This is a genomic window from Deltaproteobacteria bacterium, assembly GCA_019912665.1.
GTDB lineage: Bacteria > Desulfobacterota > GWC2-55-46 > GWC2-55-46 > GWC2-55-46 > UBA5799.
In genome coordinates, this window is record JAIOIE010000018.1 from 199,288 (window position 1) to 213,829 (window position 14,542).

Annotated in this window: 16 protein-coding genes; all 16 read right to left on the bottom strand. The window is 60.5% G+C overall.

All coding sequences use genetic code 11. The annotated features are described in order from the left end of the window. Positions 1–10: 10 nt before the first annotated feature. A complete protein-coding gene (locus tag K8I01_05345) occupies positions 11–376 on the bottom strand; it encodes a type II secretion system GspH family protein (protein ID MBZ0219836.1) in 366 nt (121 codons plus the stop codon). After that, the gene (locus tag K8I01_05350; GenBank protein ID MBZ0219837.1) at positions 373–801 is read right to left on the bottom strand and encodes a prepilin-type N-terminal cleavage/methylation domain-containing protein; all 429 of its coding nucleotides are present in this window, start codon (positions 799–801) and stop codon (positions 373–375) included. The genes K8I01_05345 and K8I01_05350 overlap by 4 nt, the downstream gene beginning before the upstream one ends. After that, a complete protein-coding gene (gene gspG / locus K8I01_05355) occupies positions 785–1,243 on the bottom strand; it encodes a type II secretion system major pseudopilin GspG (protein ID MBZ0219838.1) in 459 nt (152 codons plus the stop codon). The genes K8I01_05350 and gspG overlap by 17 nt, the downstream gene beginning before the upstream one ends. A 39-nt stretch (positions 1,244–1,282) precedes the next feature. Then, a complete protein-coding gene (locus K8I01_05360; protein ID MBZ0219839.1) occupies positions 1,283–2,497 on the bottom strand; it encodes a type II secretion system F family protein in 1,215 nt (404 codons plus the stop codon). Further along, a complete protein-coding gene (gene gspE / locus K8I01_05365; GenBank protein MBZ0219840.1) occupies positions 2,498–4,192 on the bottom strand; it encodes a type II secretion system ATPase GspE in 1,695 nt (564 codons plus the stop codon). It abuts the gene before it with no gap. Between the two features lie 476 nt (positions 4,193–4,668). Then, on the bottom strand, positions 4,669–5,043 hold the full coding sequence (locus K8I01_05370) for a hypothetical protein (protein ID MBZ0219841.1): 375 nt from the start codon (positions 5,041–5,043) through the stop codon (positions 4,669–4,671). Then, a complete protein-coding gene (locus K8I01_05375) occupies positions 5,028–5,645 on the bottom strand; it encodes a PHP domain-containing protein (protein MBZ0219842.1) in 618 nt (205 codons plus the stop codon). The genes K8I01_05370 and K8I01_05375 overlap by 16 nt, the downstream gene beginning before the upstream one ends. A gap of 67 nt (positions 5,646–5,712) precedes the next feature. Then, complete coding sequence (locus K8I01_05380; GenBank protein MBZ0219843.1) at positions 5,713–7,458, bottom strand: hypothetical protein; 1,746 nt, start codon at positions 7,456–7,458, stop codon at positions 5,713–5,715. Next, positions 7,455–8,228, bottom strand: a complete 774-nt coding sequence (locus K8I01_05385) for a class I SAM-dependent methyltransferase (GenBank protein ID MBZ0219844.1) — start codon at positions 8,226–8,228, stop codon at positions 7,455–7,457. The genes K8I01_05380 and K8I01_05385 overlap by 4 nt, the downstream gene beginning before the upstream one ends. Next, positions 8,221–9,225 carry a GNAT family N-acetyltransferase gene (locus K8I01_05390; GenBank protein MBZ0219845.1) on the bottom strand — a complete coding sequence of 335 codons (1,005 nt, stop codon included), beginning with the start codon at positions 9,223–9,225 and terminating at the stop codon, positions 8,221–8,223. The genes K8I01_05385 and K8I01_05390 overlap by 8 nt, the downstream gene beginning before the upstream one ends. Beyond that, complete coding sequence (locus tag K8I01_05395; GenBank protein ID MBZ0219846.1) at positions 9,197–10,267, bottom strand: glycosyltransferase; 1,071 nt, start codon at positions 10,265–10,267, stop codon at positions 9,197–9,199. Before K8I01_05395 ends, K8I01_05390 begins: the two co-directional genes overlap by 29 nt. Further along, positions 10,264–11,112 carry a PIG-L family deacetylase gene (locus K8I01_05400; protein MBZ0219847.1) on the bottom strand — a complete coding sequence of 283 codons (849 nt, stop codon included), beginning with the start codon at positions 11,110–11,112 and terminating at the stop codon, positions 10,264–10,266. The genes K8I01_05395 and K8I01_05400 overlap by 4 nt, the downstream gene beginning before the upstream one ends. Then, positions 11,093–11,989: a beta-xylosidase gene (locus K8I01_05405; GenBank protein MBZ0219848.1), complete on the bottom strand. Its 897-nt coding sequence runs from the start codon at positions 11,987–11,989 to the stop codon at positions 11,093–11,095. The genes K8I01_05400 and K8I01_05405 overlap by 20 nt, the downstream gene beginning before the upstream one ends. Beyond that, positions 11,986–12,723: a TIGR04290 family methyltransferase gene (locus K8I01_05410; protein MBZ0219849.1), complete on the bottom strand. Its 738-nt coding sequence runs from the start codon at positions 12,721–12,723 to the stop codon at positions 11,986–11,988. Before K8I01_05410 ends, K8I01_05405 begins: the two co-directional genes overlap by 4 nt. Further along, the gene (locus K8I01_05415; GenBank protein ID MBZ0219850.1) at positions 12,710–13,456 is read right to left on the bottom strand and encodes a nucleotidyltransferase family protein; all 747 of its coding nucleotides are present in this window, start codon (positions 13,454–13,456) and stop codon (positions 12,710–12,712) included. Before K8I01_05415 ends, K8I01_05410 begins: the two co-directional genes overlap by 14 nt. Further along, a complete protein-coding gene (locus K8I01_05420; GenBank protein ID MBZ0219851.1) occupies positions 13,444–14,535 on the bottom strand; it encodes a glycosyltransferase in 1,092 nt (363 codons plus the stop codon). The genes K8I01_05415 and K8I01_05420 overlap by 13 nt, the downstream gene beginning before the upstream one ends. Positions 14,536–14,542 lie beyond the last annotated feature (7 nt).

Consider the following 14,542-nt stretch of genomic DNA (forward strand, 5'->3'; position numbering starts at 1 on the left):
GAATCCCCTCTTACTCACCCGAGAGGCCCTTTAACGAAATGAGCCTGAACTCGGCCCCTGATGCGAGGTCCCTCGTGGTAACGACCACCTTGAGCACCCTGGGAGCGCCCTCTCCCGCCGAATCGTAAGGATAGGCCTCCATCTTCCATGTGAACCCGGCGCCTGTGACCCCTTCAGAAACGCCTTCTTCGATAATCCCGTCGAACATGGACCCGAACCTCTCACTGGCTGCGAGAACAAGCCCTGTCCGGCCGTTTGTCTCCTTTGCGAGCCTGAGCCCGCCGGAGACGAGCTCAAGGAGCACGCCAAGGGCCGCCCCCATGATGGCCGCAGATGCCATCACCTCTATCAGGGTGAAACCGCCGTTCCCTTTCACTCGCCTGCGTCCTCGACCCTGGGGCGGCCCGAGCCGTCGAGTACGAGCCTGTAGGCCGCCTCTCCGTACAGCACGTCGAACTCCGCGGCGCTCGAAGTCCCTGCAGGATAGAACGCGGCCTCGGATTCCCGGACCTTTCCATTTCCCGGAGGGAGCGCGACCTCCCTTACGATCCCTTTTCCGTCCCGTATGGCGAGGACCCCGCCGGTATAGATCGCGTAATGGACGGCCCTGTCCCTTATGGCCCTTATCCGTGCGTCATTCAGCCCGGCCTTTAGCGTCCGCACGGCCGACTTGGCCCTGAGCCCTTCGAGTCCCGCGACAATGGACGGAGCCACTAGCGCCGCCGCCACCCCGATGATGACGAGCACGAAGAGGAGCTCAAGGAGAGTAAAGCCTTCCGTCCTTTTACAGGATGCGGTCATCGAGGCCTCTCCAGCTTACGATGTCCGCTGCGTCGCCCTCGCCGCCGGGTGTGCCGTCGGAGCCGAGCGAGACTATCTCGTACTCCTCGCGTTCGCCGGGCGACATGTATGAAAACTCCCGTCCCCATGGGTCTCTGGGTATCTCCTTTTTGAGATAGGGCCCCCTCCACCGCTCGATGCCGGTAAGGTTCTCCCGCAGCGTAGGCAGGCCTTCAGCGGTGGTCGGGTATCTCCCTGTGTCCAGACGGAACTGGTCCAGGGCCGCCCCGAATAGCTCTATCTGGACCTGCGCGGCCTTCATCCTCGACTGCTCGACCTTTCCGAGGAACCTGGGTGCAACGAGAGCCGCGAGGAGGCCGATTATAACGACCACGACTATGAGCTCGACGAGCGTGAAGCCGCGCTCTGACGAAAGGACCTCGTTTTCCCCGGCGTGCCGCATCGTGCTCCTTTTATTTAGTAAATGCTGACAGGAAACTTTCTAAAGAGGGATGTCGTTAAGGCTAAAGACCGCAAGGAGCATCGATATGACTATGGACCCGACGACAAGGGCCATGACGAGTATTATGGCAGGCTCGAGTGTAGAGACGGCCCGCTTGACCGAAGTCCTTATCTCGTGCTCGAAGTCCGAGGCGAGCTTAAGGAGCATCTCATCCAGCCTCCCTGTCTCCTCGCCAACGGCGAGCATGTGGGAGGCGAGCCTCGGGAAGGAGCCGGTTTCCGCGACCGGGGCCGCAACACCCCTCCCTTTACTTACCCCTTCAAGCACCGGGGCGAGGTCTTTTTCAAGCGCAAGGTTCCCCGTAGACCTTATGGAGAGGCCGAGGGCCTCCATTATAGGCACGCCGGACTTAAGCAGCGTCCCGAGCGTCCTTGAAAACCTCGCGGCAGCCGCCTTCCTCAGTATCGGACCGAGTACCGGCAAAGAGAGCTTGAGGCTGTCGAGCCTCAATCTCCCCTCCGCCCTGGCGCGAAACCTTTCAAACCCGAGCCATGCAAGCACAATCGCGAGCGGCAGGATCCAGAACCATGACGAAAAGAACCTTCCCGCCGCAATGAGAGCGAGTGCCGGGAGCGGCGCGGCCCCGCCGAGGTCCTCGAAAAGCAAGGCGAACCTCGGCACGACGAAGATGAGCATGAAGACCACGGCCCCGCCCCCGAACGTCGTAAGCAGCAAGGGATATACCAGCGCCGACCTTATCTCGTCCTTTAGCTTTTCAGTCTCCTCAAGATACGCGCCGAGCCGCTTAAGGCAATCCTCGAGCGTGCCCCCGGCCTCCCCTGCCCTGACGGTATTTACATAAAAGGCCGGGAACTCCTCTTTGCGCTCAAGGCAGTCCGCGAGGGGCCTCCCGCCCCGGACCCCCTTGAGGACGTCGCTTATGACCGACTTGAAAGGAGAGTCCTCCTCAAGCTCGGCAAGTAGCGCGAGCGACTTATCGAGCGGGATCCCGGCTTCGAGCATGCTCGCGAGCTGGTGAGTAAAGGACGCTACGCGGCGACTGCCGCCCGCCCTTCTCCTTAAGAAAGACCGCCCTTTCGACTCTTTTTCCGTCCGGGCGGCCCTGGACGCGGACGAAGGATAATAGCCCATGGAGCGGAGCCTCGCGGCAAGGTCCCGCTCGTCCCTGGCCTTAAGCGTCCCCTTTATCTCCTTTCCAGACCGGTCTATTGCCTTATAACTGAATATCTCCATCTACTGAAGGGTCACCCTCTCGACCTCTTCCACCGTGGTTATCCCTGAAATAACCTTGTCCCAGCCGTCGGACCTCAATTGCGCCATGCCCTCGGAAATGGCTGCGCCCTTTATAGCCGCGGCCCCCTGCCGCTCTACCGTAAGCTCCCGGATCCTGTCAGTCACTGTCATTAGCTCGAATATCCCGGTACGGCCCCTGTAGCCGGTTCCGCCGCACTCCTCGCACCCCCTCCCCCTGGCAAGGCCGGCAATGCCTTCAGGAGAAACCGTTCCTTCCATGAGGAGCTTAATTTCCCTTTCTGAAGGGGCGTAGCTCTCCTTGCAGGCCGGGCAGATGACCCGGACGAGCCTCTGGGCTAGCACGCCCAGGAGGCATGACGAGATGAGATACCCTTCAATGCCCATGTCCAGGAGCCTCGCGACCGCACCGGCGGCGTCGTTCGTGTGCATGGTCGAGAGTATGAGGTGCCCGGTAAGGGCCGAATGGACGGCTATCTCGGCCGTCTCGGCGTCCCTTATCTCCCCCACCATTATGATGTCAGGGTCCTGCCTCACGATGGAACGGAGGCCGCTCGCGAAGGTGAGGCCTATGGCCGGCTTGACCTGTATCTGGTTCACTCCCTCGAGCTTGTACTCTATCGGGTCCTCGATAGTAATGACCTTTCTGCTGCCGGTATCCATCCTGGAGAGGGCCGCATAGAGCGTAGTCGACTTTCCGCTGCCGGTCGGGCCGGTGACCAGTATCATCCCGTGCGGCTGGGCGGCGAGCAGAGAGAAGGCCTCCTTTATTCGCGCGGAGAAACCGAGGTCTTCGAGCGCGAGCGCGGAACTCGGGTCAAGAAGCCTCATAACGATGCTCTCGCCGTAAAGGGTCGGCACTGTCGAGACCCTTATGTCGACCTCCTTGCCTGAGATCGTGTGCTTTACCCTGCCGTCCTGCGGAAGCCTCCTTTCGGCTATATTCAGCCTGGCCATTATCTTGACCCTCGAGGAGACGACCGGATGGAGCCTTCCGGGAAGGTTCTCCGAGACGTGAAGGACGCCGTCCACCCTGTACCTGACATTCAGGCCGCCCTCGAACGGTTCGATATGGATATCGCTTGCGCGCCTCTCTACCGCCCTCGCTATTATGAGGTTCACCAGCTCTATTACCGGGGCCTCGAGCGCGGCCTCCTTGAGCCCCTCTATGTCGTCACGCTCCCAGCGGGCCTGGCCCGTCTCCTTTTCATCGAGGTCGCCTATGAGCTCGTCAAGTGCCCTGCCCCGGCTGCCGTAATGCCTCTCTATGAAATCGAGTATCTGCCCCGGCACCCCTAATGCCTGCTCAACCTCCATGCCCGTAAACGCCTTCAGGGCTTCGGCTGGAAACGGGTCCTGCGGGCGAGCCGAGGCGACTAAAAGCGTTTCGCCGTCAAGGGCCACGGGGGCCACACGGTTCTCTTTCAGAAAGATGTAGGCAGGCTGCCGCCCTATGGGGACAGGCCCTTCCGGGAAATCCCCTTCCAGCACCGCCTGCACCCCCAGTGAGCCCGCCACCTGAAGCGCGAAATCCCCGGCGGAGATGAAACCCAGCCGCGTAAGCGCCTCTCCGGTCATGCATCCTGTCCGCGATCTTTCATCCAGCGCGGCCAGGAGCATCTCCTCTGTGATGAGCGAGAGCCTTAGAAGTCTCTCGCCGATTCTCTCGCGGCTCATTGACAGGAGTACGCCCGATTCCCTTGCGGTCTTGGCCGGGACACTCTGCCGCTCGCGTTCCGGAGGTGCCACTTGACCTTCAGGACGGACAAAGGCGACGGAGCACCGGTTAAAGTTTTCCAGGCCAGAATTGCCTCGTTTTGCCTGAAACGGCAATAGATAACGGAGAAAAAGACGCCTGGCGCCTCCGCCCTGCGCTTTGCCGGCCTGCGGGCCGGTCTCGGCATGGAGTCGGAGCCCGCTCTCAGCTTTGGTGTGGGTGGAGGCCGTCAAGCGTATTCAGGCCAGGCCGGAGCGAGGCGCATAAGGAAAATACGCGCCTGGATAAGGTCAAGGCCGGTGAATGGACGGCTATTTTCAATATGTTTTATGGAGTTCGCGCCCGCCGCGGCGGGGCGCATGGGAAGAATCACGGCATAGACAAAATAACTGTATACCATCTTTTCCGGTTGTCAACAGAGGAGAGTAAAATCGTTTCACCCGCGGACGATCGCGGCGGAAGAAAATTTTCCTATTACCACGAGGACGCTGTCTCCGGACTTGAGTATGTTCCCGTGGTTAGGGACCGAGACGCTGGTATCTCCGCTCTCGTATTTCATGGGGCAGCTTAACCATACGCCGGTCCCGTGATGGACTATCGTTACCACTTCTATTCCAGAGAAGGCGCGGACGAGCCCGCCAGGCGCTGTCTCCTTGAGACTTATGACGGCCGTGCCGTCGTCTTTAATCTCGATGCTCTTCAGCTCGGCCCAGCTTGCGCCTGAGCGGGCCTCGCAGGAAGCCAGGAGCAGAAGGCCGAAAAGGGCGGCAAGACGAATGAAAAGGGGCGCTTTGATCAGGGCCTCACGCAAACGCCCCTGTAGCGCCCTGATTTGAGGGCAGCGACCAGGCCCTCCTCCGTTACCATGTCGAGGAATTCCGTATAGCACCTGCCCACGTCCTCCTTGCCATGAGAGTCGCTACCGCCCGTCGTGGGTAAGCCGAGGGAGGCGGCCGCGCGGAGAGCCATTTCGTTCTCCCCGGGGGTGTTGTGGCCGTTGTACGCCTCCACGGCTGTTATGCCTTTCACCAGGGAGAGGTCCGTCTTGAAGCGGCCCGCCCCCCTGAATGGGTGAGCTATTATCGCTACCGCACCCCTCGGCTCAAGGTACCTCAAGACCTCGGAGGCCGGGGCGAACATCCCGAGGTCCATGAAGCCGTTGTCGGTTATGCCGAAAAGGATGAGGTGCCCTTCGGCCGCGTCGTATTCAGCCCCCCTGAATATCGTTATCCTCCCCGAATACTCGCGTTTGAGCTCCTCTGCCATCCCGCTCGCCGTATATGAGTTGTGCTCGGTGAAGGCGATGCCGTCCAGGCCGGAGGCTATGGCCGCCTCTATTACCTCCTCCGGCCCGGAGGCGCTTTCATATGTGAACGCATGGTTATGGATGTCTATCTTCAGGCAACCCCCCAAAAAAAATAGAGATTTTTTCCGCTTTTCCCGGCAGGCCGGGAATAAAAGCGGTTGCCTTTTCAATCTCTCAATCCGAGAGCCAGAGTAGCTCCCTTTTAAGCCTTGAGGCGTAGCGGTGCGCGAGCGACCTGAACCTAGGCCCTTCGGGTGTAGCGGCGAGCTCCTCCGAGGCGAAAGACGAGTACCCGAGCCTGAAAGCCAAGTAGGCTATGAGATGGAGACGGAAACGCTCGTTATCGACGGTATCGCCGGAGGCGGCCGCGTACCTTGAAAGCATGTAATTGAGCTCCATGGGGTTCATCTCGAACTCCACGGCGGCCATCGCCAGGTCCCATGCTATGTCCTGGCAGGCCGGAAAGAACTGGTCGAGATGGTGGTCCAGGCAGTCAGTTTTCCTGTACCCCTTTGCCGTGATGATCCACTCGAAAGGGAACATCCTGCCGTCCAGCTTCACCGGCTCGAAGCCCTCGTAGACTCCGCACATGCGTTCGAGCGGGGCCGCTTTCCTCGCCCAGTCCTCACCTAGCCCGAGGGCGATATTGCGGGCGGCCATGCAGTGGAACTCCTCGAAGCTCATCCGCTCGCCTGCCGGGAAGTTCCTTTTAAGGAAGGCGCTGTACCTGGCCATCTCGTCAATAAGGAGCTGGTTAAGCTCCCTTTCCGTGACCGGCCTTCCGGAGATGAACTCATGGATCACAAACCCGTTCGTAAAGCCGGAGACCGGGGGCGTAAAGCCTTCCCCGGCAAGGAGAGCGGCCCTCCCTAGCTTGGAGGCGCCGTACCTGCCGTGCCCCGCGAATTTGAGCATGAGCGTCTTCCCGCCAGCTCCCCTGCCCAGATACTTCCTCCGCTCATGCCGGGGATGCGCGGCCGGGTAGTCAGCCTCGTCCTGCCCGTCCTTATAGAATAGCCCCCTCCACATCCCGGCGGAGATGTCCATTGGCGCGGACTCAAGGCGCGCCTCCTTTTCGAGCCTCCCGCTTTCGAGCCAGACATTTTCGAAAAACGAGGCGTACTTGGGGTGGTTGCCCCATCCCTCCCGGGCCGCTTTCGAGAGAAATGAGCTCCCGTCCGGAATCCAGCTCGGGAAAAAGACTACGTTATTGTCGGGCACGCCGAGGCTTTTGAGTTTCTGGGCAACGGACGAGAACGACGAGCCGGATAGGCCGGGTCCCTCGTCCGCTATTATAAAGACGCTCCCCCTCAGGCAGCTTACGATTTCCTCGAGCTCCGGCGTTAAGACGGCCTTTCTCTTGAAGGGGTGTCCCCTGGGACGGAGAGTGAAGGAGACTGTCTGGCAGCCGAGCGATTCAAGAGCCGCAGAGACGATCGAAGAGAGGCTCGCGCCTATGCTCCTCAGTCCGATGCACACCACGTGGCAGCGCCCGCGGTCCATGAAGAAATCGCGCGCTGACGCGAGGTAAACCTCCGGGAATAGGCCGTAGTGCGCATAGCCCTCCGGGATTCGCGTCTCCATCCTCTCAGGCAGCCCGGTCCGGAGGGCCTCGGAAAGCATCTCGTTAAAAAGCGCGGCCCACTTCCCGGCCTCGTCCCTCCTCCCTTCCCATGAGGCGCAAAAAAGGCGTCCTGCTGCCAGAGAGGCGCTCCGGAGGGCACTGCTCTCCTCGCATATGCCGTCCCGTTCGGGGAAAAAAGCGTCGGCCAGGCCGGACTCGAACCTCCCGGCTTCCATGAGAAGCTCTGTTGCGTGCTCGTGGCTCAATCCCTTTCCCGCAAGGTCCGCGAGGGCGAACAGCTCATCCGCGAACGGCATTGTTTCCCTTATCTCCCGGGTCTTCCTGTACACTATCAAACAGGCCCCACCTCCCTCTTTTTAGCACTTATGAACACCCTTCCCTTGCCCTCGTCCGCGGGCATATCGAAATCAATGCCTGCCCGATGGACCTCGATACTGCTAAAGCCGCACGATTCAAGCGAAGAGACCACTTCGTCAAGGGGGTGGAACCTCTCCGTGACCGTCACGTCGCTCCTTTTCCAGCCGCCGTCGTTTCTGAAAAGCGTAAGCTTCACGCTTGCAACGCGCCTGGAGCAATCGTACGTCCCGCGTATGAGGCACGCGTTATCGTCTTCAAGGAAAAAACCGGACTTTTTCCACATCACCTCATACGCCTCCTCAAGGAGGAGGTCGAACGCGAAGACCCCGCCATCGCAAAGCGACGCTTTTACATTCCTGAATACGCGCTCCAGGTCCCGCGGCTCCATTATGTGATTCATGCTGTCGAAGGTCGAGACGACGGCGTCGAACCTGGCCGGTAAAAAAAACGACCTCGCGTCAGTCGCGAAGAAGCCTGCCGCGGGCGTATTCCTTTTCGCGAACCTGAGCATCTCAATCGAGCAGTCTGCCCCGACCACTTTGAACCCCCGCTCAAAGAGCATTTTCGTAAGGTGCCCCGTGCCGCAGCATAGGTCCAGTATCCGGGCCCCGGGCGGAAGCTTTAGTAAAAGCACCTTATCGAGCGCGCCCATTACGAAGCTGTGGAAGTTGTAGCCGCTCCCGCCCCAGTACCTGTCGTAAAACCACGCAAGGCCGTCGTAAGGGGAATTCTCTCTCGTTTCACCCATGCTCTATCACCAGCGTCGAGTTGCTCCGCTCTTCCGGCCCCCACGCGTATTTGTAGTTCTCGCCGCCCCTCAGGAAATCCAGTTCCCTTACGCCCCCGGTTATCGCGTCCTCCACGGCGCGCCTCAAGATATGCGAGCCGGGGCTGAATTTAAGGAAAGCGGGGTCGAACCCGTTAAGATACGCGTACATGCGCCCGCGGTGGATGAACGCGTACAGGGCCGCGAAATCAGCGCCCCTGTATCTCATCCTGTAGAGCCGGAGGATGCCTTTCTCAAGCAGGCCTGAAGCGGCCTCTCCGTGAAAAGATTTTATCTCCGGCCCGTTCAGGACGCCTGTCCCGCCGAGGGCCCGCCATCTAATCTCATGGAGACGGAAGAACGAATCGAGGAACTCGGAAAGGCTGCTCCCGGTAGCGGTCTCGACCGTTAGCTCCCCGCTCTCCTCGATCATCCTTCTCGTGCGCTTCGAGCCGTTCTTTCCGCTCCTCGGCCCTCTTCTCCCGAGCTTATCCGCGCTGTCAGGAAGGCTCACAATTAGGCAGGGCTCGCCTGCGCTCCTTGAGACCTTGAGGCCTGAAGGCGGGGCCGTAGCAAGAAACGGAGATTCGGCCCGAAGCTCGTAAAGGGCGCACTTCCTCCAGCTCTCTTTTCTCCTGAGGAGATATTCGAGGACCATCGAAGCAGCTTCGGCCCCTGCCTCCGGAAGCGCCAGCATGTCCAGGTAATCCGAAACGCCTGTCCCAATGAAGGCCGCCTCCTCGCCCCGTAGCATGAGAGGCAAGAGGGCCGAGAGCACCCCATTTTTCCTCAAGGCCAAGGCAAAGGGCCTGCCGTTTCCGAGGCGCCTCATCCAGGGCAGCAGCCACTGAGGCGACTGGAACGGGGTGGCCGAAGGGCATGAACCGAAAAGCGCGTCCCACTCAGGGCCAAGCTCTTCCAGCCTCTTTTGATCCTGGACCTCCTCTATCTCAAGCCCCTCCCCCATGCCCTCTTCCACCGTTCCTTTTTATGCTTATTATCTTTCGGTAGAGATCAATATAACCACTGGCCATAAGCGAAGAGGAGAACCTGCGGGCGGCCCTCATGCATTCGTCCGAAGAGATCGAACCCGCCCTCCTTATGGCCCTTGCCATCCCCTCCACCCCTTCCACAAGGAATCCGGTCCTGCCGTGCTCGACCACCTCCGCGAGAGCGCCCGCCGGGAAAGCTATTACCGGAGCGCCTGCCGCAAGCGCCTCCATGGCAACGAGCGAGCTCGTCTCAGGCACAAGCGAAGGTATGAGGACGCACCGCGCTCCTGCAAGGAGCCGCCTTTTCCTGTCGAACCCGGCAGGACCCGCAAACCAGATGCGCTTGTCCCCGATATTCGGAGCGATGGCCTCCTTGAAATAATCCTCGTGCTCGCTGTAAGGGAAGACCGACCCGGCCAGGACAAAAGGCACCCCGGCCCTTTTTGCGGCCTTCATCGCGATGTGGAAGCCCTTCTCCGGGCATATCCTCCCGAGCGAGAGCGCGTATTCCCTCCGCCTCACCGAGGGCCTCAGCCTTTCAACAGGCACCCCGTTCCGGACCGTGCCGATGATATCGAGCCATTCCGGCGCCCCATCCATTTGAGTAGCCGAGACGCAGTTAAAGAAAGTCAGGGCGCGCCCGGTGCGGAGTGCCTGCTCTGGATACCACTTGAGCGGCAGGTGGAGGGTCACGAGTAGAGGCACGCCCTCGTCCGGCATGTACTCGTGGGAATCAAGGCCGTGCATGTGGACTATGTCTATTTTCCAGTGCCGGAGTGCGAAGCCTATGGCCTTCCTGTAGAGCCCGTGGATATAGGAGCGGACCTGCCCGTCTATCCTGCCTTTTACGAACGGGGTCGGTATGAGGGTCCCTTCGACCCTGGAGCCCTCGGGTGCTATGACGACAGAGCCCCATCCTTCGGAGACGAGCGCGCTATCGAGCGAGAGGAGCACCTGCTCGGCCCCGCCCGGCGTATCAGGCCTGACCTGCGCGAAGGGGAAGGAGACCCCGAGCACCACAGGGTTCACATCGGGCTCCCTGTCCCAAGCTCCTTCATGGCCCCGGAGGCAAGCTCTCTCCACTTCTTACCGTCAATGCCCCAGTCGAACTGCTCGTAATGCAGCCTCCCCTCATGCGGGGACGCTGTAAAAACATAAGGCGGGGCCGGCCTGAACCTCTCGAACTGGAGCGGGAACATGCTGAGTACCGGGGCCTGTGTCGCGAAACAGTCCATCATCCGGCCCTTTATCCGCCTCTCCTCCTCGGAGAGCATGAAGGTTATCTCGTCGAAGCCCTCCCTCGGTATGAACTCGAGCGATGACAACCTGCCGTCCATGGCGTTGTAAAGCGCATACTCTATAAGAGGCGGCGGGTCGCCGCCCGCTTTCCGGATAAGGCCGGCAGCCGCGTGCGCGGCAAAGCACAGAGAATCGTGGTCCGGATGCCCGCCTTCGTAAGCGAGCGTAAGCACGGATTCCGCGCCTGTCTCCATAATAGCGTCCCTGAGCTTAAGCGCTATCTCCACGAGATGATACCCGGCCTCCCTGTCAGGAACCCAGGGCGGGAAGCAGTCCTCCGGCCTTATGCCGGAGATGGAAAGGGCGGCGAAGAGCTCCTTTCTCCTCGCCTCCGCATACTCTTCGGCGGAGCTGAAGCCGTGCGAGACGGCATCGGCAAGGTCCCTTGGCGCGCCGTCGGTTACGTGGACGAAAAAGGCGCGTTCCAGGTACCTCAAAAGCGCCCCGGCTCCCGCGACCTCGTCATCGGGGTGCGCCGCGACCACTAGCGTCTTTTCGCCGAAGATATCCTTCACGAACTCCCTCACATAGCCCATGAAGGAGGTCCTTATGAACCTAAGCTCCCGCGAGCGCATATCTCCTCACCATGGCCGAGCAGAATTCCGCGAATTCCTCCGGCCGCGAAGGCGGGCTCGTGTGGTCGGGCCGGAGGCCCTTCGAGTCCGGGGTGAAGCAGAAAGTCAGGGTCAGGTCGAAATCCTCAAGCGCCCTCATCTGCCTGTCGAACCACGCGTAAGCGTCCGGGCGGAAGCTGTCGGCCCAGCTGAGCCCGGTCCTGAGCTTCCTTACCCCGAGCCTATTGAGCCACTTGACCGCGCAGTCGAGCCTGTGGTCCTCGAAGTGGAACCATTGGCAGATGCCGAGGCTCGGCGTGTACTCGGAAAAGAGCCTCAAGGCCCTCTTGGGCGTCCCGTCCTCCCGCAGTAGCCCCATGTAAAAATGCCTGTAATATGCCGAGCCCTCGGCCTCGCGGTGCCTTGTCGTTGCGGGCCACGTCCTCGGGAGGTCGTAGAGACTGTACCAGTGAATCCGCTCGACCCTTCCTATAAGGAGCTCGGCCGAGCGCCTGAGACCGAACTCCTGGACCTCCTCTGCCCCGAAGGTCGAGACCCCGACCTCCGAGACCCAGACGGGCAGGTCCGTGACGGCCTGTATCTCGGAAAGCTTCTCCGGCCACTCGTGTATGGTCCAGTGATTCCAGTCCAGCGGAAAACCGTGCACGGCCACGACATCGACCGCGTCTAGGGCCCCCTTGCCCTTGAGGTTCCTTATAAAGCCCGAGTCTATGGGCGAGATGCCGCCCAGTACCTTCCGGACCTTCCCGTCCTCAGCGGCCACGGCCCCTGACGCGAGCCTTACCATCTCGGAGTATATGGCCCAGTCCGGGTCAAGCTGGAAGTCCCAGTGCGAAAGGTTATTCGGCTCGTTCCAGAACATCACCGCTTCGATCACAGGCCCCCGGACCCCCTTTCCGCCCTGCCGCAGATGTAGACCTCCTCCTCCGGGCGGCTCCTGATGGTGAAGCCGGAACTCCGGAGCATCGCCTCCACGCACGACCTGTTCGGAAGCCACCAGTTGGTGGGGTCGCCGGAGTAGCTCTTTTCCATGAAATGCATCCTGGGAAAACAGGGCTTGTCGAAAACGCCCGTCTCGGAGAAGGGATAATCGTCCTCTGTCTCTTCAACGTCTCCGCAGCCGCGTAGCATCGACTGGAATACCAGAAGGTCCGAGACCGCGTACTCATGAAGAAGGTCGAGCGCGAGGAGCGGGTGCCTCAAGTGGTACAGCACCCCCATGAAAAGCACTATGTCGAACCTTTCCTTCAGGCCGGCCACCTCGTAGACCGACTTCTTCATGAACTCGATATCTACACCCCTCGTGCGGGCCGCGAAGCGGGCCTGCTCGAGATAGAGCTCGTCGATATCTATCCCCAGGACCCTTGACGCGCCCCTCTCCTTCAGTGCGATGGAATAAAAACCGGCGTTGCAGCCCACGTCCAGCACGGTCGCGCCTTCGAGGCTGTCTGGTATGGCGTGGGAAAACTTCCTCCATTTGATCATGGGGTAGTCGCCCAGGAAATGCCCCGGCGCGGTAAAGACCCCCTTGAGTTCGATATTCTGGAACCAGGGACCGAGCTCCCTGACCCTCTTCTCTATTTCCTCCGGCGTTAAATCATCGCTTTCCATCCATCTTTTCTCCAGGCGAGCCAAGGAGCCTCATGGCCTCCCTATAGCCGTTGATTGTGCCCACGTCCACGTACGAACTGCCGCCCCTTACGCCGACGGCCTTGCCCCCTGACTTCAGATATGCGTTCACGAGGGTGCCGATGTACTCGTCTTCCTTTCCCCTCCTGAGCCACAGTTTATAAAGCTCTGCAAGAACAGACCCGCTTAGCTTGAAGGAGCCCCATACCCAGTTGGTCGAAGCCCCTTTCTGCTTGACCTGGACCTCGAGGACGCCGCCGGTCTCATCCAGGACGACCGCGTCGAAGCATTCAGGAGAGTCGACCGGGAAGAGGAGGAAGGAAAGCCCGTCCTCGCCGAGCGAGCTGAAGCCGTCCTCAGGAAACCATATGGTGTCCGGGAGGCCCACAAGGACATGCTCGCCAGGGCCCACGAGCGGGAGCGCCCTGAATATCGAATCGCAGAGGCCGAGCGGCTCCGGCTGGACGACATAGCATATGCTCGCCTGCCCTATATGGCCGCCGTAATATTCGAGTATGTCCGACTTGCCGGGCGAGATTACGAAGCATATCTTGGTGGCCCCGGCCCCGAGCATCCGCTCAAGCAGGTATTCGCTTACGGCCCTGGGCCTCTCGTACGAGCCCTCTCTCCGGCTCCCGACCGGGAGGAGCTCCTTTGAGAATGCCAAAGGCTGTATCCTCGACCCGGCGCCTGCCGCCGGGATTATCCCCCACATGCCTCTCCCTTTCCGCGGAGCGTATCTTCCATTATCCTTTCGAATTCGGCGGCCCTCTCATGAGACGTATGCTCCGCAAGGACCCTCTCCCTGGCCCTTCCCGAAAGCCTCTTCCTCTCCTTTTCAGGCATCCGGAGCGCCTCTCTCACATCTTCCGAAGAGCGCACGATGACTATCTCGGAGCCGGGCGCAAAGAACCCGTCGATACCCTCCCACCAGTCGCTAAGGACAGGGCTGCCGCATGCCGCTGCCTCGAATAGCCTTCCTGAAGGGCACCAGCCGAGCCCGGCCATCGCGCCTCTTGTGACATTCAGCGTCCATGCGGCCGACGAATAAAAGGCCGGGTGCATGGGCGGGGGCACGTGCCTTACGAAATATATGTTTTCAGTCCAGGGGAAACTTTCCGGATAAAGCGAGCCGCCGAGCACGAACCTTTTCCCGGGGGCCGTCCTGGCCGGCTTTATGAAAAGCTCAATAAGCGCTTCCTGCCTGTCCTCGGAAAAGGTGCCGAGATACGAAAGATCCGCCCTGTACTTCTCCACGCCTGCGGCAGGGAAATGGGAGGCCGGGTCGACGCTCCCGTAAAGGGGCTCCGCCCTTCTTGCGCCCAAAAGCGACTTAAGCTCCCCGATGGCCCTTCCGCCCGTGTAGCTCAGGACGATATCGAAGCCGCCGAGCCCGTCCCCGGGCAGATAACCGGCCCTTTTACCTTCCTTCAGGCCTTTTAGCGTTACCGGCGTATCCAGGTCGTAGAAGCACTTTATCCGTGCGCCTGAAGAGAGGACGAGATCCGAGGCTTCGATCCCGTCCGGGCAGTAGGAGGTCGCAATTCCCACATCCGCGTCCCTCAGCTCCTCCGATGCCCTATTTCTAATGCCATTCCATTCGCCGTAGACGACGAGAGAGGCCCACGGCGGGTCTGCAAGGTCCCTGTGGGACGCGTAGTACGGCGCGTCCTTTTCGAAGAATACGACCCTGTGCCCCCGTTCGTTGAGCGCCCTTGCGAGGCCCCGCCAGATGGTGGCGTGCCCGTTACCCCATGACGAGCTCATCGTAAGCCCGAAGACCACGAGCTTCATCTTGACT

Excerpts from the sequence above, each read along its gene's own strand:
- K8I01_05360 (MBZ0219839.1), bottom strand. The coding sequence starts at position 2,497 with ATGGAGATATTCAGTTATAAGGCAATAGACCGGTCTGGAAAGGAGATA.
- K8I01_05385 (MBZ0219844.1), bottom strand. The coding sequence starts at position 8,228 with ATGGGTGAAACGAGAGAGAATTCCCCTTACGACGGCCTTGCGTGGTTT.
- gspG (MBZ0219838.1), bottom strand. The coding sequence starts at position 1,243 with ATGCGGCACGCCGGGGAAAACGAGGTCCTTTCGTCAGAGCGCGGCTTC.
- K8I01_05420 (MBZ0219851.1), bottom strand. The coding sequence starts at position 14,535 with ATGAAGCTCGTGGTCTTCGGGCTTACGATGAGCTCGTCATGGGGTAAC.
- K8I01_05415 (MBZ0219850.1), bottom strand. The coding sequence starts at position 13,456 with ATGTGGGGGATAATCCCGGCGGCAGGCGCCGGGTCGAGGATACAGCCT.
- K8I01_05410 (MBZ0219849.1), bottom strand. The coding sequence starts at position 12,723 with ATGGAAAGCGATGATTTAACGCCGGAGGAAATAGAGAAGAGGGTCAGG.
- K8I01_05400 (MBZ0219847.1), bottom strand. The coding sequence starts at position 11,112 with ATGCGCTCGCGGGAGCTTAGGTTCATAAGGACCTCCTTCATGGGCTAT.
- K8I01_05350 (MBZ0219837.1), bottom strand. The coding sequence starts at position 801 with ATGACCGCATCCTGTAAAAGGACGGAAGGCTTTACTCTCCTTGAGCTC.
- gspE (MBZ0219840.1), bottom strand. The coding sequence starts at position 4,192 with ATGAGCCGCGAGAGAATCGGCGAGAGACTTCTAAGGCTCTCGCTCATC.